21 protein-coding genes and 1 pseudogene are annotated in these 22,607 nt (G+C 66.9%); 10 read left to right on the top strand and 12 right to left on the bottom strand.

The window, feature by feature from the left end; genetic code table 11:
- Window positions 1-31 precede the first annotated feature (31 nt).
- Complete coding sequence (locus tag BM355_RS01110) at window positions 32-1,471, bottom strand: AI-2E family transporter (protein ID WP_091693015.1); 1,440 nt, start codon at window positions 1,469-1,471, stop codon at window positions 32-34.
- A gap of 274 nt (window positions 1,472-1,745) precedes the next feature.
- Here BM355_RS01110 and BM355_RS01105 point away from each other — a divergent pair, with 274 nt between their 5' ends.
- The 3 genes from BM355_RS01105 to BM355_RS01095 are packed head-to-tail and all read left to right on the top strand — an operon-like array spanning window position 1,746 to window position 3,785.
- Window positions 1,746-2,102, top strand: a complete 357-nt coding sequence (locus tag BM355_RS01105; protein WP_091693013.1) for a GntR family transcriptional regulator — start codon at window positions 1,746-1,748, stop codon at window positions 2,100-2,102.
- Window positions 2,103-2,121: 19 nt separating this feature from the next.
- Window positions 2,122-3,027, top strand: a complete 906-nt coding sequence (locus tag BM355_RS01100; RefSeq protein WP_091693010.1) for an ABC transporter ATP-binding protein — start codon at window positions 2,122-2,124, stop codon at window positions 3,025-3,027.
- The gene (locus BM355_RS01095) at window positions 3,024-3,785 is read left to right on the top strand and encodes a hypothetical protein (protein WP_091693007.1); all 762 of its coding nucleotides are present in this window, start codon (window positions 3,024-3,026) and stop codon (window positions 3,783-3,785) included. The genes BM355_RS01100 and BM355_RS01095 overlap by 4 nt, the downstream gene beginning before the upstream one ends.
- Before the next feature lie 13 nt (window positions 3,786-3,798).
- On the opposite strand, the gene tsaB is transcribed toward BM355_RS01095, so the two are convergent.
- From tsaB to alr, 5 genes are all read right to left on the bottom strand, one after another.
- Window positions 3,799-4,467, bottom strand: a complete 669-nt coding sequence (gene tsaB / locus BM355_RS01090; protein WP_281247549.1) for a tRNA (adenosine(37)-N6)-threonylcarbamoyltransferase complex dimerization subunit type 1 TsaB — start codon at window positions 4,465-4,467, stop codon at window positions 3,799-3,801.
- 71 nt (window positions 4,468-4,538) lie between these two features.
- Window positions 4,539-5,513, bottom strand: coding sequence for a hypothetical protein (locus tag BM355_RS01085; RefSeq protein ID WP_091693001.1), 975 nt, complete (start codon window positions 5,511-5,513; stop codon window positions 4,539-4,541).
- The gene (locus BM355_RS01080; protein WP_091692999.1) at window positions 5,513-5,965 is read right to left on the bottom strand and encodes a hypothetical protein; all 453 of its coding nucleotides are present in this window, start codon (window positions 5,963-5,965) and stop codon (window positions 5,513-5,515) included. Before BM355_RS01080 ends, BM355_RS01085 begins: the two co-directional genes overlap by 1 nt.
- 106 nt (window positions 5,966-6,071) lie before the next feature.
- Entirely contained in the window at window positions 6,072-6,701 is a 630-nt protein-coding gene (gene tsaE, locus BM355_RS01075; protein WP_091692997.1) for a tRNA (adenosine(37)-N6)-threonylcarbamoyltransferase complex ATPase subunit type 1 TsaE, read from the bottom strand.
- Complete coding sequence (alr, locus tag BM355_RS01070) at window positions 6,698-7,978, bottom strand: alanine racemase (protein ID WP_342715170.1); 1,281 nt, start codon at window positions 7,976-7,978, stop codon at window positions 6,698-6,700. Before alr ends, tsaE begins: the two co-directional genes overlap by 4 nt.
- Window positions 7,979-8,182: 204 nt before the next feature.
- Here alr and BM355_RS01065 point away from each other — a divergent pair, with 204 nt between their 5' ends.
- Window positions 8,183-9,730, top strand: a complete 1,548-nt coding sequence (locus tag BM355_RS01065; protein ID WP_245760506.1) for a sugar transferase — start codon at window positions 8,183-8,185, stop codon at window positions 9,728-9,730.
- A gap of 257 nt (window positions 9,731-9,987) precedes the next feature.
- Window positions 9,988-10,239 (top strand): hypothetical protein, encoded by a 252-nt coding sequence (locus BM355_RS01060; RefSeq protein ID WP_091692995.1) that lies wholly within the window; start codon window positions 9,988-9,990, stop codon window positions 10,237-10,239.
- On the opposite strand, the gene BM355_RS01055 is transcribed toward BM355_RS01060, so the two are convergent.
- The 5 genes from BM355_RS01055 to glgX are packed head-to-tail and all read right to left on the bottom strand — an operon-like array spanning window position 10,205 to window position 15,806.
- A complete protein-coding gene (locus BM355_RS01055) occupies window positions 10,205-11,701 on the bottom strand; it encodes a bifunctional ADP-dependent NAD(P)H-hydrate dehydratase/NAD(P)H-hydrate epimerase (protein WP_091692992.1) in 1,497 nt (498 codons plus the stop codon). The two genes, BM355_RS01060 and BM355_RS01055, sit on opposite strands and share 35 nt — an antisense overlap.
- Window positions 11,701-12,051 (bottom strand): holo-ACP synthase, encoded by a 351-nt coding sequence (locus BM355_RS01050; RefSeq protein WP_091692989.1) that lies wholly within the window; start codon window positions 12,049-12,051, stop codon window positions 11,701-11,703. Before BM355_RS01050 ends, BM355_RS01055 begins: the two co-directional genes overlap by 1 nt.
- A 22-nt stretch (window positions 12,052-12,073) precedes the next feature.
- A complete protein-coding gene (locus tag BM355_RS01045; RefSeq protein WP_143109370.1) occupies window positions 12,074-12,694 on the bottom strand; it encodes a YdcF family protein in 621 nt (206 codons plus the stop codon).
- Complete coding sequence (galE, locus tag BM355_RS01040; protein WP_091692985.1) at window positions 12,681-13,658, bottom strand: UDP-glucose 4-epimerase GalE; 978 nt, start codon at window positions 13,656-13,658, stop codon at window positions 12,681-12,683. The genes BM355_RS01045 and galE overlap by 14 nt, the downstream gene beginning before the upstream one ends.
- A 24-nt stretch (window positions 13,659-13,682) precedes the next feature.
- Window positions 13,683-15,806 carry a glycogen debranching protein GlgX gene (gene glgX, locus BM355_RS01035; protein WP_091692983.1) on the bottom strand — a complete coding sequence of 708 codons (2,124 nt, stop codon included), beginning with the start codon at window positions 15,804-15,806 and terminating at the stop codon, window positions 13,683-13,685.
- Window positions 15,807-15,981: 175 nt separating this feature from the next.
- Here glgX and BM355_RS01030 point away from each other — a divergent pair, with 175 nt between their 5' ends.
- The 5 genes from BM355_RS01030 (at window position 15,982) to BM355_RS14900 (ending at window position 21,190) form a co-directional block, all read left to right on the top strand.
- A complete protein-coding gene (locus BM355_RS01030) occupies window positions 15,982-17,361 on the top strand; it encodes a UDP-glucose dehydrogenase family protein (RefSeq protein ID WP_091692981.1) in 1,380 nt (459 codons plus the stop codon).
- A 124-nt stretch (window positions 17,362-17,485) separates the two neighbouring features.
- On the top strand, window positions 17,486-18,292 hold the full coding sequence (locus BM355_RS14905; RefSeq protein WP_091692979.1) for a glycosyltransferase: 807 nt from the start codon (window positions 17,486-17,488) through the stop codon (window positions 18,290-18,292).
- Between the two features lie 39 nt (window positions 18,293-18,331).
- The gene (locus BM355_RS14015; RefSeq protein ID WP_143109369.1) at window positions 18,332-19,630 is read left to right on the top strand and encodes a lipopolysaccharide biosynthesis protein; all 1,299 of its coding nucleotides are present in this window, start codon (window positions 18,332-18,334) and stop codon (window positions 19,628-19,630) included.
- Window positions 19,631-19,704: 74 nt separating this feature from the next.
- Entirely contained in the window at window positions 19,705-20,616 is a 912-nt protein-coding gene (locus tag BM355_RS01020) for a glycosyltransferase family 4 protein (protein ID WP_177227787.1), read from the top strand.
- Between the two features lie 280 nt (window positions 20,617-20,896).
- Window positions 20,897-21,190, top strand: a complete 294-nt coding sequence (locus tag BM355_RS14900; protein WP_091692975.1) for a transposase — start codon at window positions 20,897-20,899, stop codon at window positions 21,188-21,190.
- A gap of 12 nt (window positions 21,191-21,202) precedes the next feature.
- Here BM355_RS14900 and BM355_RS14855 read toward each other — a convergent pair.
- Window positions 21,203-22,586 (bottom strand): annotated as a pseudogene (locus BM355_RS14855) (transposase).
- Between the last annotated feature and the right edge of the window lie 21 nt (window positions 22,587-22,607).

The raw sequence follows: 22,607 nt of genomic DNA, 5'->3' as shown, positions 1-22,607 counted from the left end.
CCCTCACCTGCCCCCTCGGTCACGTCATCGATCACGCGTCGCGCTGACCGGCCTCAGCACGCTCGGCGTCAGCCCTCTCCTCAGCGCGCCGCTCACCCCGGCTGTCGTGCTCCACGGCACCGAGCTCCCCGCCGGTCTCGGCCTGTCCGCGCATCTGCCGGTAGCGCAGCCGCTGTCCGAGCGTGGCCTTGGAGCGCGCACGGTCCTTGGCATCCAACGGGTCGTCGCCGAGCACGGGGTCGTGCCCGGTCTGGTACCGGTCCGTCCATACCTGGATGACGGCCCAGGCCACGGCCGTGTAGGGCACGGCGAGGATGGCCCCGAAGATGCCGCCCACCAGGGTGCCGATGGTCAGGGCGAGCAGCACGATCAGCGCGTGCAGGCTCAGCGTGCGTCCCATCACCACGGGCTGGAGCAGGTTGCCCTCGATCTGGTTCACGGCGATCACGATCGCCACCACGATCAGCGCCTCCACGAAGCCCACGGTCACCAGGGCCACCAGGGCGGCGAGCACGCCGGCCACGGTTGCGCCGACGATCGGGATGAATCCGCCCACGAACACGATCACAGCCAGCGGCAGGGCCAACGGCACGCCCACCACCATCAGGCCGATGCCGATCAGCACCGCATCCACCGCGGCCACCGTGGCGGTCCCGCGCACGTAGCCGCCGAGCACCTCGGAGGAGCGGTCGGCGGACTCGGCCACCTTGGCCCGGGTCTCGCCCTGGAACCAGCGCAGGGCGAAGTTGGTGATCTTCCCGCCGTCCTTGAGGAAGAAGAACAGGATGACCACCATCAGCACCAGCCCGGTGATGAACTCGGTGGCCGCGGAGATCCCGGTCAACGTGTTGGAGGCCAGTCCGCTGGCGAAGGAGCCGCTGGTGACGAAGTCGGTCACCTGCTTCACGGCGTCGTCGATCATCTGGGTGTCCACCGGCAGCGGCCCGTTGGTCAGCCAGCCCTGCGCCTCCTGCCAGCCCTCTTCGGCGGAGGAGACCAGGGAGTCCCACTCCCCGCGGATGGCGAAGACCACGCCGGTGATGACGCCGCCCACCAGGGCCACGATCCCCACGAACGCCGCGATCGTCGCCCACATCTGCGACCACCCCTTGCGCACCAGCCAGCGCACCAACGGCGCCACGGCCGAGGCGAGGATCAGGGCCACCAGCAGGGCGATCAGCACCACCTTCACGCGCAGCAGCAGCCAGATCAGCACTGCGGCCACGGCGGCGATCAGCAGCAGCTGGGCCGCGCGCGCACCTGTCTTGCCCAGCGCATCGCGCCACGGACCCTGGCTTGGGTCCTTTGTCCCCGCAGATTCCCGACGACGGCCGGCACCTTCCGTGCCCGTCCCACCCGAGCCTGAGCTCGAGTGGTCGGCGTCCTGCTGGTCCACCAGCACACCAGCTTCGGACGCGGAGGGGTTCTCAGCGTCCTCGGGTGCCGGGATGTACTGCGCGGAATGGCTCATCTGGGGTGCTCCAAAGCTGGGTGTCGGAAAAGCTCATCCCACTGTAGACGCGCGCCACCCCCACTCCGGATCACGTGCACGCCGCAGACAGGGACACGCCGAGGGAACCCACACCCATCGTTCACGTGATCCGAGATGGAGCGGCGGCCAGGACTTGCCCCTCAACCCAGTTCCATGGTTCATTAGTCGAGTAATGAACCACTGAGGTGGTGTTGTCGCTAGTCTAACGGACAGACAGAACCGGCAGAGCCAGGCCCCAGCAGGAGGTGACGCAGTGGAAGAAGGCAAGGCGCTGTTCGTGCAGATCGCCGAACAGATCGAGGGCTCCATCCTGGACGGGACCCTCGCCGAAGGTGAGCGGGCACCGTCCACCAATGAGCTGGCCGCCTTCCACCGCATCAACCCAGCCACGGCCGCCAAGGGCATCAACCTGCTCGTGGACCGCGGGATCCTGACCAAACGCCGCGGCCTGGGCATGTTCGTCGCCGAGGGAGCGCATCAGAGCCTGCGCTCGGAACGTCGTCAGCGCTTCGCCAGCACCTACCTCGACCCCATGCTCTCGGAGGCCCACGCTGTGGGACTGACCATCCCCGAGGTCATGGAGATGATCCGCACTAGCGGGCATCACTGACCTGAGAGGAGAGTGCCAGATGGCCACCGCGATCGATGTCCGGGGTGTCTCACGGCGCTACGGCAGCACCACGGCCCTGGACGATGTGTCCGTCGCCTTCGAGCAGGACGTCATCCACGGACTGCTGGGGCGCAACGGCGCCGGCAAGACCACCCTGATGTCCATCATCACCGCCCAGGACTGGCCCAGTGCCGGTCAGGTCGAGGTGTTCGGACAGACCCCGCATGAGAACGAGAAGGTTCTGCCCCGGATCTGCTTCGTGCGGGAGGAGCAGCGCTATATGGACGACGCCCTGGCCAAGCACGCCTTCCAGGCTGCCCGGGACGCCTTCCCCCACTGGGACCAGGAGTTCGCCGAGCAGCTCATCCGAGAGTTCCGCGTCCCGGAGAAGACCCGCATCAAGAAGATGTCGCGTGGGCAGCGGTCCGCCGTCGGGGTGATCATCGGCCTGGCCTCCCGCGCTGAGGTGACCTTCTTCGATGAGCCCTATATGGGACTGGATGCGGTGGCCCGGCAGCTCTTCTACGACCGACTGCTGCAGGACTACGCCGAGCATCCGCGCACCATCGTGCTCTCCTCGCACCTGATCGACGAGATCGCCCATCTGATCGAGAACGTGGTGGTGATCGACCACGGCCGGATCATGCTGGACGAGTCCGTGGACGAGCTGCGCGGCAAGGCCGTCACCCTGGTGGGCCATGCCGACTCGGTGGCCGAGATGACCGCCGGCAAGGAGCTGCTGCACCGCGAGACCATGGGCCGAATGGCCCGGGCCACCGTGCTCGGGCCGCTCACCGAGGCCGAACGCCGCCGCGTGACCGAACTGGACCTGGACCTGGTCCCGGTCTCCCTCCAACAGCTGGTGGTCCACCTGACCTCCCGTGAGGACCAGCGCCAGACCCAGAACGAGGAGGCGGCACGATGACCACGTCCACCGCACCCACAGCCCCAGCACCGGCCCCCGCACCGGCCCGCCGCTCCCGCATCCTCAGCGCATTCCGGCTGCAGTTCATCGTTCGGCAGATGGTCTGGGTCCCCCTGGTGGTCTTCGTCGTCTCGTGGCTCATCGCCCTGGGCATCGCCGCGTGGCTGCGCTCCATCCTGGACCAGGGCGTCAACGCCGGCAGCCCCATCTACACCGGGGCATCCCAGGCGGCCATCTGGACGGTGGCGTTCATGGCGGCATACGCGGCCAGTCACACCTTCCCGTTCGGCTTGGCCCTGAGCTACAGCCGCCGGGTGTACATGACCGGCACGGCGCTGGCCTTCCTGGCGGTCTCCGCGGGCTTCGGGCTGCTGTTCGGGATCGGCGCCGCCCTGGAGCAGGCCACGGACGGGTTCGGCATCCATGCCTACAACTTCGCCCTGCCCTACCTGATGCAGAACGGAACGGTCGGTGCCGGCGTCTTCGCCACCCTGGTCTGCCTGGTGGTCATGCTCGTGGGGTTCGTCAGCGCCATGCTCTACAAGCGGGTCTCGGTGATGCAGCTCTGGCTGATCATCCTCGGCTTGGTGGTGGTGCTGGCGGCCATCCTGCTGCTGGTCATCCAGAACGACGCCCTGCCCACTCTCTGGCAGTGGATCGTGGAGCAGACTCCACTGACCCTGTCCGCCTGGCTGGTCGCTGCAGCAGCTGCCCTGACCGCCCTGGGCTACGGGCTGATCCGCCGCGCCACCCCCTGACGCTCATCCCACCTCAGCGCGCCCCGGTCCCTGCTCTCTTGCGGGGGCCGGGGACCTTGGCGTCGGAGTCCCGCAGGTACAGCGGCACCACCGGCATCAGACCCCGCCCCCTGCGCAGGGCAAGCTCGCCCACCAGGCCCAACTGGCCGGCGTCGGGAACCGCGTCTGAGAAGCCCTCCACGGCGTGCAGGATGTCCGCATACAGGCCCGCACCGGCACCGTAGGCCGGCAGCGGGGTCACGTCCGACGGGGCGGTCACGAACGGTCCGTGCAGGCGCTGGAACTGCCCGCCCACGCTGACGTAGTGCGCCCAGTAGACCTCCTTGCGGCGGGCGTCGGTGGCCACCACGAACTCCTCCACACCGGCCCGGAACGCATCCTCAGCCGCTGGCAGCGCGATCGCATCCAGGCTCATCACCCCGAAGACCGGCAGGTTCCAGGCGAAACCGAGCGTCTGGGCGGTGACCAGTCCGGCGCGCAGCCCGGTGAACGGCCCCGGCCCGACGCCGGCCACCAGACCGGCCAGTTCCCTCGCCTCCACGTTCGCTTCAGCCAGCACCTGCTGCACAGCGGGGGTGAGCACCTCGGCATGGGTGTTGGTCTCGGTGCTGGCGAATCGGGCGAGCACCTGACCCCGGTGCACCACGGCGGCGCTGGCGGTGGCGGAGGCGTCGATGGCCAGGAGAGGTCCGTCCGGGCAGCCGGAGCGGACGGTGTTCTCGGGGGTGGGGTCAGTGGGAGCGGACACGTTCCTCAGTCTACGGAGCGTGGGAGGACCGGCGCCTCGCCCAGCGGACCGCGCCGGGGTGTCCCGCCCAGCACCGGCCTGCCCGCCGCACCGGCCGCTCCTCCGCCGTGGGTGAGCAGCCACAGCGCCTCCCACACACTCTGGGCGCTCACCGGGGCCACCCGGACCATGGACATCCCAGCGCGCTCGGAGGCCGCAGGGTCGCCGCCGAACACGTAGTTCCCCGCCGGCTGGGCGCTGATCAGGCCGAGGTTGACCCCGTGCCGGGCGGAGGTGACCTCCCAGGTGAACCAGGGTGCGCCCCACCACCCCGTCACGGCGTCATGGTCCACTGAGGCCTCACCCGGCACGGGCTCGAGCTGTTCGGGACCCGGCACCGGGGCGCACCCGTCGGCCACCCGCTGTGTGAAGAGCTCCTCGGGCAGCAGCAGGTCCCGTGGGAGCGCCGCCGGGAAGGTCCGCACCCCGGCCCACTGGCACACCAGCGAGGCCAGCGAACCCCGGTCCAGGCTCATCACGGCGTACTCCCTGCCGTCCTGCCGATCCACGGCGGCCATCAGGTCCGGACCAGCCGGGCCGGACACCACCGCCACGTCCGAACCGCTGATCCACCCCTGGAGCAGGGTCCGGCGCCCACCGCACCGGCCCCGCACCGCCAGGACCTCGTGCGCCGTGGAGATCGGCCGCATGAACTCCTCCCCGGCGGAGGCCAGCAGCCCGTCCAGGGTGAGCAGTCCTTCCCGCACCAGACGCCCCACGGCGGCGCGGTTCCGCACGGTGGCGAACGGACCCAGAGGCCCCAGGGCGTGGACGCGCTGCAGCAGCTCCAGGTCCTCGGCACCGGCGCGGGCTGGGTCCTCCGGGGAGACCGTGGCCCGCCGGCTCTCCCCTGCCACGAGCCGGGCCAGGGTGTCCACGTCCGGGACAGTGCGCCCGGGCCAGCTGCTGCCATTGAGACTGTGCTCGTGCGCCCGGCCCATCAGGCGGCTGTCCTGGCGCCCACCGTCTGGACTGGGGCGGAGAGCGGCCGCGCGGGCATCAGCCGCGCACCGGCCACGGCTGCATCGAAGACGTGGGTGTACCGCTGATAGTCCCCGACCAGGCAGTGCGCGCTGATCTCCAGCGTGGCCCGTCCGCTGGGCAGGGCGTACTGCACCAGCCACCGGCGGGTGAACACCGCGGCGTCCCCGTTCCAGCGGGTCAAGTCCACCCGGCGGGCCGGCAGCCCGGCCACCTCAGCCGCGGTGTCCTCCACCAGGTACATCCGGTCCAGCTGCTCCACGTCGGCGGGCTGACCGCCGTACGTCGCGGCGATCAGCCGCGGGCTGCTCACGGCGTCTCCGGGTCCGGCCGCCACCAGGTGGAACCCCTTCACCCGGTAGCCGACCCACCCCTGCGGCAGGTCCAGGCTCAGGGCTGGCGGGCGGTGCATGCAGGGACTCCTTGGGGGGACGTGAACACTTCGTGAACACGGTACGGATCCACGGTCCGCCCCGCGATGGGGAGTTCTCCCCATGGCCCTGCACGGCGCGCCTTCCCTACGGCAGCTCCACTCCAGCCCAGCGAGGACCGTAGGCGGTGAGCACGGCGGAGCGGATCTCGTCGGTCCCGTCCTCGTCCTCGGAGAAGTCGGTGATGATTCCCGACGACGCCCCCTCACCTTCCGCGGGCACGGCACCGGGTGCAGCGCCCACGGCGCGCACGAGCTCGATGTCCAGCCAGGAGGCCTCCGGATCCTCCGGCCATCCGGCGAGCTCCTCGGCCATGCCGCGGCCCCATTCCACCACGGTCACGGAGCGGTCCACGGTGGCGTCCAGGTCCAGGTCCAGCAGCTCGCCGGCGGAGCCGAGCCGGTAGGCGTCTACGTGCACCAGGTCGACCGCGCGCGGGTCCTGAGCCGCACGGACCGTGGGGTGGATCCGGGAGAGCACGAACGTCGGGGAGATGATCCCTTCGCGCACCTGCAGGCCGGCGCCGAGTCCCTGGGTGAAGGTGGTCTTGCCGGAGCCGAGCTCGCCGGTGAGGATCAGCACGTCCCCGCCGCGCAGCAGCTGGGCGAGCCGTCCGGCCCAGGCCTGGGTGGCCTCGGCGGTCTCCAGCCGCACCTGAGCGCGCAGGACCGGTTCGGGCGGCCGGACTCCTGCGGCCTCGCCCGTGAACGGGCTCATCGCCCCTCCCCCGTGGGTGAGCCGATGTCCTCGCCGGGACGGGTGTCCACATGGACCTTGGGGATGCGCGCGCCCACCCGGGTGACGATCTCGTAGTTGATGGTGCGTGCGGCTCGAGCCCAGTCGTCGGCGGTGATGCCGGAGGCCGGCCCGAACAGCTCCACGGGGGATCCCACGGGTGCCACGTCCTCTTCGGTGCCCAGGTCCACCACGAACTGGTCCATGGCGATCCGCCCGGTCACCTCGGCCCGCCGGCCGCCGATCCACACGGGGGCCTCCATGGCGGTGCGCGGGATGCCGTCGCCGTAGCCCAGGGGCACCAGGGCCAGCCGGGTGGGTTCAGGGGTGCGGTACAGGTATCCGTAGGAGATGCCCTGCCCGGCGGGAACCGTCTTGCTGTTGGCCACCGTGGTGGTCAGGCTCATCGCAGGGCGCAGGCCGAAGTCGCTGGCCGGACGCCGGTCGAAGGGGCTCAGCCCGTAGATGCCCAGCCCCACCCGCACCAGGTCCAGGTGGGTCTCGGGCCGCACCAGCGTGGCGGGAGTGTTGGCCAGGTGGCGCACGTCCACGTGCAGACCGGCCCCGCGGGCGATCTCCACTGCCTGGTGGAACTGGGCCAGCTGCTCGTCGGTCTCCTCCTCGCGGTCCAGGTCGTCGGCCACGGCCAGGTGGGAGAAGACGCCCACCACGCGGATCAGCCCCTGTTCCTGCAGCGTTGCCGCCCGGGCGGTCACGGTGGGCCAGTCGGCCAGGGTGGCGCCGTTGCGTCCGAGTCCGGTGTCCACCTTCAGATGCACGCGGGCCGGCTGCTGGAGTCGGCGAGCAGATTCGGCGATCGCCTCCAGCTCCCACCCGGAGACGCCCAGGTCGATCCCCTCCTCGATCGCCCGCCCGAACGGGGTGGACCGGGTGTGCAGCCACGCCACCACGGGCGCGGTGATCCCGGCCGAGCGCAGGCTCAGCGCCTCGGTGACGTGGGCCACGCCCAGCCAGGTGGCCCCGGCCTGCAGGGCGGCCTGGGCCACAGGGATCATGCCGTGCCCGTAGGCGTCGGCCTTCACCACGGCCATCAGCGCGGCGGGTTGCACCCAGGAGCGCAGGGTCGCCACATTGTGGCGGATCGCCGCCAGGTCCACGACGACGGCCCGCTCAGCCGGCCCTGCCCCTCCCGGCACGCTGTGCGCACCGGTCGGCGGCATGGAGGAGGCAGGCGGAGGGCTGGAGGCGCGGTGACCCGAGGCCGGGTGAGCGGAGGGTGCTGGGGTCTGGTCAGGCATGGTCCCCTCATTCTGGCACCGAGCACAGCACACCTGATCTCCTCCCAGGTCAGCCCCGCTTCAGCAGGCCCCGCCCCTGTGGCGCAGCCCATGCGGGACCGGCAAGACAACAGAGCAGGGCATGAAGGATACTGGGGCGTAGCACCAGATCGGGACGGGGCGGGCATCCGCCGCGGATCAGAACGGATCTGAGAAGGGGTCACGATGTCCTCGAAGATGGAGGATCACACGCGGTCGCAGACCGATCACGTCCAGCCACAGCAGTCCGAGAGGTCACCGAAAGCGGGGACCGGCTCACGGGCCTCGGTGAAGGAACAGCGCACGTCCTGGCAGGACGCCCTGCAGCGGCGCATCGCCGTGGTGGACGCCCTGGTCATCCTGTGGGCGGTGATCGGGGCTCAGATCATCCGCTTCGGTGTGGGCGGCACCCCTGATCTGGCCGGTGCGCTGGATGCCAGCTACTGGACCTTCACCGTGGCCCTGACCGTGGTGTGGTGGCTGTTCCTCGGTTTCTTCCGCAGCCGGGACCTGCGGGTGCTGGGAGCGGGCCCCGAAGAGTACAAGCAGGTCGTGACCTCCTCGCTGTACCTCTTCGGGCTGATCGCGATCATCTCCTACCTGTTCCGCCTGGAGGTGGCCCGTGGATACGTGGGCCTGGCCCTGCCGCTGGGGGTGATCGGCCTGCTGGCCGGGCGGTGGTTCCTGCGTCAGCACCTGGTCCACGCCCGCGTGCAGGGACGGTCCACCCGCCGTGTGGTGCTGCTGGGCAGCCCCAACAGCGTCCTGCACCTGCATGACTCCCTGCGCTCCGTACCCGGCGCTGGGTATCGGCCGGTGGCGGCGATCCTGCCCGGCTTCCAGGTCGAGACCCCGGACGGGGAGGAGGGCCTGCCACTGCCGGTGGCCAGCGCCTCGGCCAAGGTCAAGGACATCATCCAGGTCCTGGAGGACTACGACGCCGACGCCCTGGCCATCGCCTCGGGGGCCCAGCTGAAGATCCAGACGGTGCGCCGCCTGGGCTGGGAGCTCTCCGAACGCCGGATCAGCCAGATCATGGCTCCGGCACTGACGGACATCGCCGGACCGCGCATCCACAGCCAGCCGGTGGCCGGGACCTCACTGATCCACGTCTCCACCCCTCGCCTGGAGGGCTTTGAGGCGTTCGTCAAGCGCACGTTCGATGTGATCGGCTCAGCCGTCCTGCTGATCCTGCTCGCCCCGGTGTTCCTGGTGGTGGCCCTGTGCGTCAAGCTCAGCGACCCGGGCCCGGCCTTCTTCCACCAGGAGCGTGTGGGCAAGGACGGCAGCCGGTTCCCCATGCACAAGTTCCGCTCCATGGTGGTGGACGCCGAGGCCCGCCTGGCGGAGCTGCCCGCGCAGAACGAGGGGGCCGGAGTGCTGTTCAAGATGAGGGACGACCCGCGCATCACCTCGGTGGGCGCCTTCATCCGCCGGTACTCCATCGACGAGCTCCCCCAGCTGTGGAACGTCCTCAAGGGAGAGATGTCGCTGGTCGGCCCCCGTCCGCCCCTGCCGCGGGAGGTCGCCGAGTACGAACGGCATGTGGGCCGCCGCCTGCTCGTCAAACCGGGGATCACCGGGCTGTGGCAGGTCAGCGGTCGCTCGGACCTGAGCTGGGACGAGTCGGTGCGCCTGGACCTGTACTACGTGGAGAACTGGTCCGTGGTGCAGGACATCCTGATCCTGCTGCGCACGCTCAAGGCCGTGGTCGCCAAAGACGGAGCCTACTGATCCGCGCTGCCGCTGTTCAGCAACGGATCGGGTGAATGTGATTGTTTCTCGCCCGCGAGCCAGCCGAGCTGGCCGCTTCCCCGCCCACCCTGCACCTGGCCTGCACCATTCGTGGAAACTGAGAGCAAGAACACCTGGTCATCAAGCAGACACACTGGTAATCTGGCCCTTGGGTCAATGACTTCAGCCGCTGGTCGTACCGTCTCAAACACACACCGGCGCTGAAGCAGTTCTTCGTGTGATGTTCGGGGTTAATCATGGGTCATTTCGCGCGTGCTGCAGTCGGCACTGCAGCTGTTCTGGCGTTCGTCTCCGCCGCAGTCATCCTGGCGGCCATTGCCGCTCCTGAGGCGGTGGCCATGACGCATGTGATGGCAGACAGTCCTGATGCAGCAGCCGCTCAGCTGGAGTCCTTCCGACCGCTGGCCGGAGTCCTGTGGGCCGCCGCTGGCGTGCTCGGCCTGCTTTTCGCCATCACTTCGCTGCCGCAGTGGCGAGCACGCTCCTGATCTGATCAGGCAGCGCTGAGGCGCCGAACGGTCCGTCTGCGGCCGCCGCGCGCCCGGCCAGTCCGTGCAGCCGCACGGCTGCGGCCACCTGCATGCCCACCGCGGGACGCTCAGCGTCCGCCGCACCGCGCGCCAGCACCGCCCCGATCACCCCGGCCAGGCAGTCCCCCGTTCCACCGGTCGCCAGTTCGGCCCCGCCCTCGGTCTGTACGAACACCGTCCCGCCCGGCTCCACGATCACCGTGGAAGGTCCCTTGGCCACCAGCACCACATCCAGGGTCTCGGCGAGCTCGCGCACGGCCCCCACCGGGTCCTCGTCCAACCCTGACTCCCACTCCCCCGCATCCAGACCAGCCTCAGCACCCAGCCGCTGGGCCAGGGCCACCAGCTCCCCGCAGTGCGGGGTCATCACGACGACGGCCCCCGCCGCACGCAGTCGTCTCACCTGAGCCAGGCTCACCAGGGACAGGGCGGAGGCGTCCAGCACCACGGGCAGCCCCTGTTCGGCGGCCAGGACCACCACGGCCTCCAGTCGGTCGGCTGCCGATTCGTCCTCCCCCAGTCCGGGGCCGCACACCCAGGCGGTGGCCTTCCCGCCCACCTGGTCCTGGGCCACCACCTCCGGGGCGGCACCCAGCACCAGCTGCCGCACTGCCTCCGGTGCTGCCAGGCGGACCATGCCCAGTCCGGATGCCAGCGCCGCCCGGCAGACCAGCACCGCCGCACCGGGGTACTGCTCCGATCCGGCGGCCGCACCGAGCACACCCCGGCTGTACTTGTGATCGTCCCACCGCGGCGGTGCGAACGCCGCGCGCAGCTCCGGCTCCCCCACGGACAGCAGGTCCGGTGCGCCCAGGTACGGCCCCAGACCGATCTCCACCAGCTCCACCCGCCCGGCCGCCTGCGCCCCGGCGCCGAGGAGCAGCCCGGCCTTGACCGCCCCGAACGTCACCGTCACATCGGCAGGGATCACCTCGCCCAGCACCTGCCCGGTGTCTGCGTCCACGCCGGAGGGGACATCGCAGGCCACCACGGTCGCGCCCTCGGGCAGCACCAGCCCGTCGGGCAGCTCGAATGCACCGCGGGCGCCGGTGCCCAGGATCCCGTCGATCACCACAGCTGCGCCGGAGGGAACCTGGTCCACCACCTGACCGCCGGCTGCCAGCAGTGCCGCGTGGCCGTCGTCGTGCAGGGCCCTGCTCCGGCTGGCCGGGACCGCCACCGTGTGCACCCCGCGGCGGCGCAGGAAGCTCAGCGCCCACAGGGCGTCTCCCCCGTTGTTGCCGCTGCCCACCAGGGCGGCCACCGTGGAGCCGGCCACCGGGCCGCGGCGGCGCAGTTCGGCGAGCACATGCTGGGCCAGGCCCCAGGCGGCACGGCGCATGAGCGCATCCCCCTGGCCGGCTTCGAGCAGGGGCTGTTCGGCGGCGCGGACGGCGGTGCCGGTGTGGGCGCGGAGCATCAGCCCTCGGCCACCACCATGGCGGTGGCGATGTCACCGTCGTGGCTCAGGGAGAGGTGCCAGCGCTTGACGCCGCGGGACCTGGCCACCTCGGCCACGGTCTCGGAGGCGTTCACGTGGGGGGCGCCGGCCGCGTCCATGTCGATCTGACAGTGCTGCCAGTTCATGCCGGCGGGGGCGCCCAGGGCCTTGGCCACAGCCTCTTTGGCGGCGAAGCGTGCGGCCAGCGAGCGCATGTTCAGTGCCCGTTCGGCGGGGGTGAAGAGCCTCTCCCGCAGGGCCGGTGCCTTGGTGAGCTGCTGTTCGAACCGGGTCACCTGGACCACATCCACGCCGATGCCGATGATCATCTGTTCATCCTAGCCAGGGTGCTCAGCGGACCCGTTTGATCCATTCGATCGGCTCCTGCAGCCAGCCCGGCGGCTGCGTCTGGCACCCGGGGACCACGAAGGTCTTGCCGTAGGCGGCCATGGCGTAGACGAAGTCGTAGATGTGGTGCCGGGTCTGGCGGGGCGGCTGGAACTCGTAGAGGTGCAGGTCCTGGTCCCAGCAGCGCTGGAACACCAGGCGGGAGCGTTCGATGTGGTGGTCGAAGGTCAGCACGCCCAGGGTCTGTGCCCCGTGGTCCCGGGCCAGCTGGGTCCCGATGATCGCCTCGCCCTGGGTGGTGGTGGGCTCGGGCACGAAGCAGACGATCTCGGCGGGCAGGTCCTGCTCGGTGCACAGGTCGAACTCGTGGTCCGGCGGGTTCGAGACGATCAGCAGGTCCGTCACCCCAGCGTCGGCCAGGCGCAGGGCCTCCTGGTGCGCGCCGGGCTGGGTGGCCAGCACCACCAGGGCATCCACGTGCTCGGCGGGGTTGGTGCGCGGGTTCAGCGTCAGCCAGGCCAGCACGGCCGCGACGACGGCCAGCACGGTGACGAGGATCCCCGCCACCCAGCGGAGCGGGTGACGGCGGCGTCGTCGTGATCCTGCCCGGTCAGGCCCGGCCACGGGCCTGCCACTGCTGCCGTGCGGTCCAGGCGGATCCCACCATCTGCTCCAGTGAGTGGCGCATCGTCCAGTCGATGTCCCGGGCGGCCAGGGAGCCGTCGGCCACGATCCTGGGCGGATCGCCGGGGCGGCGCGGGTGGACCTCGGGCTGGACGTCCTGTCCGGTGACGGCGGCCATGGCGTCCATGATCTGACGCACGGAGGTCCCGCTGCCCGAGCCGAGGTTGTAGATCGGAGCGAGCTCCTCCCCCGCCTCGAGTCGCCGGGCGGCGGCCACGTGGGAGACGGCCAGGTCGGCCACGTGGATGTAGTCCCGCACGCAGGTGCCGTCCTCGGTGGGGTAGTCCCCGCCGAAGATCTTCGGGGCGCGGCCCTCGATCAGTGCGTCGAACACGAGCGGGAAGAGGTTGTGCGGGCTGGTGTCCACCAGGTGCTGGTGCCCGGAGCCGACCACGTTGAAGTAGCGCAGGGAGGTGTGCCGCAGTCCGGTGGCCCGGGCCTCGTCGGCCAGCAGCCATTCGCCGATCAGCTTGGACTCCCCGTAGGGGGACTCCGGCCGGGTGGCGGCGTCCTCGGTGACCAGGTCGGTCTCCGGCGTGCCGTAGGTGGCTGCCGAGGAGGAGAACACCAGGTTCTGCACTCCGGCGTCCCGGCAGGCCTGCAGGAGGCAGACCGTGCCGGAGACGTTGTCCCGGTAAGTCTGCAGGGGCTGCTGGACGGAGACTCCGGCGTACTTGAACCCGGCCACGTGGACGATCCCGGTCACGTGGTGCTCACGCAGGGCCTGGGTCACCTGGGCGGTGTCGTTGAGGTCGGCCTGGATGAACGGCACCTGTTCGGGGACGAACTCCGGATGGCCGGTGGAGAGGTTGTCCAGGACCACCACGGGGATCCCTGCGTCGAGGAACGCATGGACCACGTGGGATCCGATGTATCCGGCTCCCCCGGTCACCATCCAGGTCATGATCGGCTCCCCTGCCTCAGCGCGTCAGCGGTCGGTGGACTGCAGGATCACGATGCCGCGTCCGGGAACGGTGACCTTGTCCCCGGCGGTGAAGGCCAGCACGTCGCTGGAGGCGCTGGCGGTGTCCACCACCAGGTTCCACTGGGACGGGAAGGGCTCACCAGGCAGGGTGTACTCCACCGGTTCCCAGTGAGCGTTGAGCAGGATGTAGAAGTCGTGGTCGTCGTCGGAGGCTCCGTGTTTGCCGGAGGCCGGCAGGTCATGGCCGTTGAGGAAGAACGCGATCGACTTGGCGTGGTAGGAGTCCCAGTCGGACTCGTCCTTGGCCGTGGCGTCCGGCTCGAGCCAGACGATGTCCGGCAGGTCCGTGCTGTCCTCGCGCGCCATGGGGCGGCCGTCGAAGTAGTCGCGGCGGCGGAACACCGGGTGCAGGTGGCGCAGCCCGATCATCTTGGCGGTGAACTCGATCAGGTTCTCATCGGCCTGGTCCCAGTGGATCCAGGAGAGCTCGTTGTCCTGGCAGTAGACGTTGTTGTTGCCCTGTTGGGTGCGGCCGAGCTCGTCGCCGTGGCTGATCATGGGCACGCCCTGGCTGAAGAGCAGGGTGGCCAGGAAGTTGCGCTGCTGCTGGGCGCGCAGGCGGTTGACCTCGGGATCGTCCGTGGGGCCCTCGGCACCGCAGTTCCAGGAGCGGTTGTGGCTCTCGCCGTCGTTGCTGTCCTCGCCGTTGGCCTCGTTGTGCTTCTCGTTGTAGGAGACGAGGTCGCGGAGGGTGAAGCCGTCATGGGCGGTGATGAAGTTGACCGAGGCGCGCGGGGTGCGGCCGTCCTCCTCGTAGAGGTCCGCGGAGCCGGTGATGCGGGTGGCGAACTCGGCCAGCGTGCCGGGCTCTCCGCGCCAGAAATCACGGACCACGTCCCGGTACTTGCCGTTCCACTCGCTCCACAGGCCCGGGAAGTTGCCCACCTGGTATCCGGCCCAGCCCACGTCCCAGGGCTCGGCGATCAGCTTGACCTGGCGGATCACCGGGTCCTGGCGGATGACCTGGAAGAAGCTGGAGAGCATGTCCGGCCCCTGCTCCCCCTCAGCGCGGGTGAGGGTGGTGGCCAGGTCGAACCGGAACCCGTCCACGTGCATCTCCTCCACCCAGTAGCGCAGGGAGTCCATGACCAGCTGCAGCACCATGGGGTTGGACAGGTCCAGGGAGTTCCCGGTGCCCGTGTAGTCCATGTAGTGACGCTCGTCGCCCTCCACCAGGTGGTAGTACCCGGGGTTGTCGATGCCACGGAAGGACAGGGTCGGGCCCATATGGTTGCCCTCAGCGGTGTGGTTGTAGACCACGTCCAGGATCACCTCGAGGCCGGCGGCGTGCATGGCCTTGACCATCTCCTTGAACTCGCGGACCTGCTGGCCGCGGTCTCCGGAGGAGGAGTAGGTGTTCTGCGGGGCGAAGTAGCCCAGGCTGTTGTAGCCCCAGTAGTTGGACAGCCCCTTGTCCTGCAGGTGGGAGTCGTTGGTGAACTGGTGCACGGGCATCAGCTCCACGGCGGTGACGCCCAGCCGGTTGAAGTGCTCGAGCACCTTGGGGTGGGCCATTCCGGCGTAGGTGCCGCGCTGCTCCTCCGGGACGTCCGGGTGCAACTGGGTGTGGCCCTTGAGATGGGTCTCGTAGATGACGGTCTCGTTGAACGGGATGTTCGGACGCTCGTCCTCGCCCCAGTCGAAGGCATCGTCGTCGATCACCACGCCCACCATGGTGTGGCCCAGGGAGTCGGTGGAGTCGATCTCGTCCGGGTTGTCGAAGCTGTAGGAGAACTGGTGCTGGCCCCAGTTGAAGTCCCCCTCGATCGCCTTGGCGTAGGGGTCGATCAGGATCTTGGCGGGATTGAAGCGCAGCCCGCTGGCCGGGTCCCAGGGGCCGTGGATGCGGTACCCGTACAGCTGGCCTCCACCAACGCCCGCCACGTGTGCATGCCAGGTGTTGCCGGAGCGCTCAGTCAGCTCGAGACACTCCTCGGCCCCGTCAGCGTCGATCAGGCAGAGCACCACCTTCTCGGCATCCTTGCCCACAGAGATGGCGAAGTTGGTGCCCTCATCATCCGGGGTGGCTCCCAACGGATAGGGCATACCGGTCGTCATCTCGAACATGGTTCTCCTCAAGCGGATGGGTGGGACGGCTCCATTCTATTTGGCTTCGAACACCGCGACGTACCTGGTGAGTGATGACCCGAGTGACACATCTCATGCGGGTGCTGGTAGAAACGTACTTGAACTGTGAAGTTCGTTGCCTCTGACTCCTGGTGAAAGCAATGGTGAGTGTTTGATGCGTCTGTCGGTGATTGGGACGGGCTATCTAGGTGCCACGCATGCCGCGTGCATGGCCGAGCTGGGGTTCGAGGTGCTGGGTCTGGATGTGGACCCGGCCAAGATCGATGCGCTCTCCCGCGGGGAGCTGCCCTTCCACGAGCCCGGCCTGTCCGAGCTGCTGGTCAAGCACGTGCAGTCCGGCCGGCTGCGCTTCACCACCTCCTATCAGGAGGTCGGGGACTGGGCCGATGTGCACTTCGTGGGAGTGGGCACACCGCAGAAGGCCGGCGAGTCCGCGGCAGACATGCGCTACGTGGACGCCGCGGTGACCTCCCTGGCCCAGCACATCACCCGCGATGCGCTGATCGTGGGCAAGTCCACCGTCCCGGTGGGAACCGCCACCCGCCTGGCCGGGCTGATCCAGGCCACCCGTGCCGAGCTCGAGCTGCCCGGAGAGGTGGAGCTGGCCTGGAACCCCGAGTTCCTGCGCGAGGGCTTCGCCGTCAAGGACACCCTGCACCCGGACCGGCTGGTCGTCGGAGTGGACTCCGAGCACGCCGAGCAGGTGCTGCGTCAGGTCTACGCCGCACCGCTGGCCGAGGGCGCCCCGTGGATCAGCACCGACTTCGAGACCGCCGAACTGGTCAAGGTCGCCGCCAACGCGTTCCTGGCCACCAAGATCTCCTTCATCAACGCCTTCTCCGAGATCACCGAGACCGTCGGCGGAGACATCACCACCCTGGCCGACGCCATCGGACACGACCCGAGGATCGGACGCCGGTTCCTCAACGCCGGCGTCGGCTTCGGCGGGGGCTGCCTGCCCAAGGACATCCGCGCCCTGCAGGCCCGCGTCTCCGAACTGGGCCTGGACCGCACCATGGCCTTCCTCAACGACATCGACGACATCAACCTGCGCCGCCGCGACCGCGTCGTCGACCTCGCCGTCCAGGTCCTCAATGAGGGTGCAGTCGAAGCTCCTTCGACAGTGCTGCCCGGGCAGAAAATCGCAGTACTCGGTGTCACGTTCAAGCCGGACTCGGACGATGTGCGCGACTCTCCCGCGCTGGATGTGGCCAATCGGCTCTTCACCGCCGGGGCCGACGTCGCCGTCTATGACCCCCAGGGCAACCGCAACGCCGCCGGACGCTTCCCGCGGCTGGACTATGTGGGCTCCCTGGAGGCTGCCGTCACCGGAGCCGATCTGGCCATCCTGCTCACCGAATGGGACGAGTTCAAACAGATGGACCCCGCCCAGATCGCACCGCTGATGAAGCACCGGGCCATCATCGACGGCCGCAACGTCCTGGACGCCAAGGCCTGGACCGACGTCGGGTTCACCCACGCCGCCCTCGGCCACCGCTTCAAACTCTCCATAGATGAAGAGACAGCCGAATAAGCTCCCCTCCAACTAGGCATTAGATTCAGGGGACATCCATATCCGCCGCAGAAACCTAGTATCAGGGTTTCGTTGAGGCCAAGACCCCTAACCCCTCACAGCCACCGAAGGACCGGTCTAATAAATGCGTAGCCGTGCAGAAGTTGCCGTTCTAATACCCACCCTGGCTTTCGACGACTCCACCAGAAAAGCAATCGAGTCAGTGCTGGCTGATAGTTCGGCTGGTCCAGTGATCGTTAGCTTGGTCCTAGACGGGCCGAGCACTACGCCTATTCCCGACTGGGTCGAACAAGATGGGGTCACTCTACAGTTCACGGGCAAACGATCCGGGACAGCAACCGCCCTCAACTTGGCACGCAGTGTCGTTGACACTCCAGTTTTGGCCCGGTTGGACGCGGACGACATTTCCTACCCAGGCCGCTTCAAGGCCCAGCTGGAAGCTATTGACCGAGGTTTTGTCACTGTCGGCACGCAAGGTCTGTTGATTGACGGATCGGAACGGACCATTGGGAGAATGATCACGCGCCACGAGGACAAAGACCCTAGGGTCGCATTACTTCACAACAACCCGTTCATACATTCGTCGACGCTTTTCCGGTCTGATGCCTTCGATCGGGCAGGTGGGTATGACCCAGCGTGCATTCGCATGCAGGACTACGACCTCTTCCTTCGCCTAGCCCTAGAGGGCCCCATGCGAATCATCGAGGATCGTCTAGTGGGCTATCGGCTCCATGAAGGGCAGAGCAGCAAGAAGATGACCGGCTTCACGAGCCTCATGAGAAAGATCTCGGCTGGCCGAAGTCGACTGGCATCCGACCTTGGGGTTCCTTGGTATGTCCAAACCAGCCGCAACGCCTTCTTCGTCGCGTCTCAAACTTCAAGGTATGGAGGATTGCGACGTCCGGGATATCTTCGTGGCCTTGGATCGTAGGGGTAACTTCACAGCCGTTCTGCGAAAGGAATCAGCATAATGGCTCCCAGCCAACTTGACCGGCGTGGCTGGCGACGACTGATTCTCTACTCGTCAGGACTTGGGCTCGCCGGAAAGATCATTAACTTTGGAACGCTAACAGCCCTAGCAGTGTTCCTTTCTCCGGCCGAATTCGGGCATTTCTCAGTCGCCCAACTGATAATTACTGGGGCGGCGAGCATCGTCAGTTCAAGCTTCGGAATGGCCGCCAATACCGGAGTAGCGCATGTTTCTGTAGTTACTGGAAAAATGTCGCCGTTCGAGGCTGTGGCATACGCGATACATTCTCTGCGAAAGCACATCGGATACACTCTTATTGGGCTAGTCGTTCTAGTCTCGCTGCTCTACTTTGTCATCATGGGCGGGGAATTTAGCTACTGGGTTCCCCTTTTAGGCTTCACAGCTATCTCACTGGTCATCACCGACATCTTCATCGGAGCTATAGCAGGCCTGGGAGCGGTCCGCACGGCGGGATCTCTCGATGCAGCAAGGGCAATGGTTGCCGGAGCCGCAGCTCTCACCCTTGGAATCATCTTCGGCCCCGTCGGGGCCGCCTTCGGTCTGGTGCTCTTTGACGCTATCCTTGCCATAGTTGCTCTCGCAGTCACCCTAGTCACACGCAAAAGTTCGCCGCAGGAAGATCCTGCTCCAAACGCCAGCCAAATCGCAACTGTCTATGCAGGCATAACGACGAATGGCGTCGCTCAGATAGCAAACTGGGCACTTCTAGCTGTGATTCAAGCAACCATGGGCCTTGCCGCAGTTGGAACTTACTCAGTTGCCAATAGGTTTGCCACGCTGGTACTGCTTGTGCCTGGATTCCTGGCCAAGAACGTCCTGGGCGAGCTGTCCAGACTGAGAGAGGCCAGAAACTTCCCTTCATTGCGGAGAGTCGCTAGCCGCTACATCGCCTGGATTCTAGTGTGTTCGGCTGTCGCAGCGGTCGCCGCATCGGCCATCGTCCACTTCGCAGCTGACTCAATCCTCCCTGAGTATTCTGGACTAACAGTGCTAGTACTGATACTTTCTATCGGCGCGGCTTTCCGAGCTTCCGCAACTGCCAATGGCGTCGTCCTCGTCTCATTGGGCGCCAGAAGGGACTGGATCTTCAGTGACCTTTTTGCGACCATTGTCGCAATCGCCTGGCTTAGCGGTAGCGCCATCTACTTCGACAGCCTAGAAGTACTGGTTGCAGCCACTGTGGCATCTGCGTTTACCTGCCTTGTGCTGCGAGTGCTGTCCATGCGAAAGCGATTGAATGATATCGAATCAACTTCACCTGTAAGGCTGGATGAATAGTAATGCATATCCACATGGTGTCGGGGATTTTCGTATCCCCCGACGAGTTTCGGAATAGAAACCTCCAAGAAACCATGGAGACCATCCTTGCTGATGGTCTCCGTGACAGAGGTATCGAAGTCACCACCGGCGGTCACAGTCTCACAGACAACTGGAAGCACGCGGATATAGTCCATATTCACCACTTAGCAAATGCCTGCCTCCGACTGTTCCGGCCGCCCAAACAGAAAATCGTTTTCACGAGACACGCCACCAAAGACATCCCCCTTCACCATCGTTTAGTCCTAGCTCAGACATACCGCGTCGCTGATGCTCTCGTTGTTCTCAGCGATTCAGAGCGCCACCTTGCAGCGACACCTCAGACACACGCCAAACTGCACATGATCCACAATGGCGTTAACCCGGAGTTTTTCGCGGCCGTGCGCCGGACTCAGCCTCTCGCCCCGGAACCATTCCGCATGCTCTATGTCGGCCAGCTGATCGAACTTAAGCGTGTTGAAATCGCGGTCCAACTCGTAGCCAACCTCCGAGCCAAGGGCCACAACGTGAAGCTAGACATCGCCTACCACCGTGCAACATTAGAGAGTCGGTTGATGGATCTTGTACAACAGCTTGGCATCACAGACTCTGTGACATTTCTAGGTCCACTGAACCGTCAGGAACTCGGGTCGGCGATGCACTCTGCGCACTTGCTTGTTCACCCGTCCAGAACCGAAGCCCTGCCTACAGTAGTTACAGAGGCGGGGCTTACTGGACTTCCCGTAGCCGCCTTCAACGTCGGAGGCATTCGAGAACAGGTCTACGCACCCGAACAACTTCCGCCACCTCACGATATAGATAGTTTTTATAGTCTAACTACCTCAATCATAGAGAACTATGATCACCACTCTCAGCTTGCGTCAGAACATGCGAGAATAGTTCGAAATCGTTTTAGTGTTGATGCCATGATTGATGGTCACATTAGACTTTACGAATCGCTATTGTGATCTCTATCCCCGGCTAGGTGGTCGAATCCGAGGACGGGTGCCACCGCTACAGGTCACAGGGCACCCAGAGGGATACCGTGATCAGCCGGTTCGCCCACGGGCAGATGGGGTGGCGGCCCACGAGCCTGCACATCACGGGCTAACTGTAGCGGTGCGCTGGCTATAGCGACGTATGGCGCCTCCACATCACGAAGTCGGCTGAACCCAAGGCCTAGATCTCCCGCCGGGCACTGGGCTGAGACCTGGAGGGGGTCGGCTGAGGGTTCGGCGGACTCTTTGAATGCTCGGCGGGGCGGCGAGGACTGTCATCATGGCAAGGATCTCCTCGAAGGAGGTCAACGCTAGAGCCTTGGAGTTACGTGAGCCGGGAACGACCCAAAAGCAGATTTGCCAGGACCTCAGGATATCCAAGTCTGAACTGCGATCCTGGATGGATGAACCCCGCCTGCACCACCATGGATTCAAGCCCGCCGAAGGTGTTGGGGGCAAGGCCGAGCAAGCCAGGATGCTGAAACGGGAGCAGGAGATCAGGACGACGAGATCCTGCGGCAAGCTGCGGCCTTCCTCTCCCTAGCAAACCGGCTCTTCACACTTGAGCGTGGTGTTCTACTCGAGGGTGGATCTGGGAGCGTTGGCGTGTCCGCCGGAAGCTCCGTGCCAGGGTGCGTGACTGGTAGTTGGTCTGGTTGCGGAACCCGCGCCCGGTCCGCTTGATCTACTTGACGGCGGTGTTCGCTGCCTCGGTACGGACATGGTGACGCGGGCGCCGATGAACTCCTTGACCTCGACCCACCACTTCGCCACCGTCAGCGAGAGCCGGTCGACCTCCGTCAGCTGAGCGGCGGCGACGGCCACCTCGAAGCCGATCCTGCGTTCTGCGCCTTGTCGATGCTCGGGGCGTTCTGGATCCGCAGCATGTGATCATTGACGGCCCAGGCGGCGGCACTTTCCTCGAAGGACCCGTCATCCTGGACCTCTTCGAGCCAGTGCAGCCCGGCCTCGGTGAGCCGGTCCACGGCACATAGCAGCATCATACGGTGCGCCCACACCACGTCTTGCTTGCGGCCCCGGCGGCCCAAGACCTCACAGATCACACGTTGGCGAACGGCGGTGAGCGTCTGATTGCCGAGCTTGACCATGTGCCAGTGGTTCACGCTGATCTCCACCGCTGGCAGCATCTGACGGATCGCGGTGCGGAACGTGGCCGAAAGATCGATCGCCACCACTTCCAGAGACTCCAGCCACGCCCCGGAGCGCTGCCTCAGCCAGTCGGTGACGTTGCGACAGGACCGGCCGTCTACGAACCCGGGCACGTGTCCGGTGTAGGCGTCCACGAAGGTACTCATCCACGGCTCCACCCGGCACCACACCGCGATGTCCGGGGTCTTGAACCACTTCGCGGAGGCGATCCGGCGCTCCTCGATCCCCAGCGCCCGCAGCGGGCCCCGGCCTACCTCAGGCAGTACCAGGGCGGCGTCCACCACGGCGGTGTTAACGCTGCCCCAGGCCAAGCCACGCACGCCGGCGACCTCCGCGGTGCCCCGGCCATAGTCCCGCACCGTGGTCACCACCGGTTCCTTCAAGCGTATGATGCACCGGGCCCGGGCCGACAGCTGGTCCGCGCCCTGAGTGAGGGTCCGGCGCTCACAGGAGATCTCCGCGCACACGTAGCCGGCTTGACCACGATCTTTTCCACCAGAGTGTCGCCAGCCGGGATGTCCTTCACCGGCTGGCGAACCCGCTGGTGCACTCTCGATGAGAGCACCCCGCAGGACGGACAAGCACCCTCTCCAGTGTGGTCGGTCATGACCACCCGGAGCCCGCCCAACGGCCGATCGACGGCCTCCACAACGGTATGGCCGTCCAGGTTGAAGACCACCATGGGCAGCATCCCTTAGCAGGTGCTCGGCGGCCTGTTCGGCGGTGTTGTGGGCAGGCGGAGGCAGGGTGGCGCACGTACGCTGGGACATGGCTCATGCCCTTCGCAATCT

Source organism: Micrococcus terreus, from assembly GCF_900116905.1.
Classification (GTDB): Bacteria; Actinomycetota; Actinomycetes; order Actinomycetales; family Micrococcaceae; genus Citricoccus; species Citricoccus terreus.
This window is presented reverse-complemented; position numbering and strand designations above follow the sequence as displayed.

Excerpts from the sequence above, each read along its gene's own strand:
- BM355_RS01110 (WP_091693015.1), bottom strand. The coding sequence starts at position 1,471 with ATGAGCCATTCCGCGCAGTACATCCCGGCACCCGAGGACGCTGAGAAC.
- BM355_RS01100 (WP_091693010.1), top strand. The coding sequence starts at position 2,122 with ATGGCCACCGCGATCGATGTCCGGGGTGTCTCACGGCGCTACGGCAGC.
- BM355_RS01095 (WP_091693007.1), top strand. The coding sequence starts at position 3,024 with ATGACCACGTCCACCGCACCCACAGCCCCAGCACCGGCCCCCGCACCG.
- BM355_RS01085 (WP_091693001.1), bottom strand. The coding sequence starts at position 5,513 with ATGGGCCGGGCGCACGAGCACAGTCTCAATGGCAGCAGCTGGCCCGGG.
- BM355_RS01080 (WP_091692999.1), bottom strand. The coding sequence starts at position 5,965 with ATGCACCGCCCGCCAGCCCTGAGCCTGGACCTGCCGCAGGGGTGGGTC.
- tsaE (WP_091692997.1), bottom strand. The coding sequence starts at position 6,701 with ATGAGCCCGTTCACGGGCGAGGCCGCAGGAGTCCGGCCGCCCGAACCG.
- alr (WP_342715170.1), bottom strand. The coding sequence starts at position 7,978 with ATGCCTGACCAGACCCCAGCACCCTCCGCTCACCCGGCCTCGGGTCAC.
- BM355_RS01065 (WP_245760506.1), top strand. The coding sequence starts at position 8,183 with ATGTCCTCGAAGATGGAGGATCACACGCGGTCGCAGACCGATCACGTC.
- BM355_RS01060 (WP_091692995.1), top strand. The coding sequence starts at position 9,988 with ATGGGTCATTTCGCGCGTGCTGCAGTCGGCACTGCAGCTGTTCTGGCG.
- BM355_RS01055 (WP_091692992.1), bottom strand. The coding sequence starts at position 11,701 with ATGCTCCGCGCCCACACCGGCACCGCCGTCCGCGCCGCCGAACAGCCC.
- BM355_RS01050 (WP_091692989.1), bottom strand. The coding sequence starts at position 12,051 with ATGATCATCGGCATCGGCGTGGATGTGGTCCAGGTGACCCGGTTCGAA.
- galE (WP_091692985.1), bottom strand. The coding sequence starts at position 13,658 with ATGACCTGGATGGTGACCGGGGGAGCCGGATACATCGGATCCCACGTG.
- glgX (WP_091692983.1), bottom strand. The coding sequence starts at position 15,806 with ATGTTCGAGATGACGACCGGTATGCCCTATCCGTTGGGAGCCACCCCG.
- BM355_RS01030 (WP_091692981.1), top strand. The coding sequence starts at position 15,982 with ATGCGTCTGTCGGTGATTGGGACGGGCTATCTAGGTGCCACGCATGCC.
- BM355_RS14905 (WP_091692979.1), top strand. The coding sequence starts at position 17,486 with ATGCGTAGCCGTGCAGAAGTTGCCGTTCTAATACCCACCCTGGCTTTC.
- BM355_RS14015 (WP_143109369.1), top strand. The coding sequence starts at position 18,332 with ATGGCTCCCAGCCAACTTGACCGGCGTGGCTGGCGACGACTGATTCTC.
- BM355_RS01020 (WP_177227787.1), top strand. The coding sequence starts at position 19,705 with ATGGAGACCATCCTTGCTGATGGTCTCCGTGACAGAGGTATCGAAGTC.
- BM355_RS14900 (WP_091692975.1), top strand. The coding sequence starts at position 20,897 with ATGCTCGGCGGGGCGGCGAGGACTGTCATCATGGCAAGGATCTCCTCG.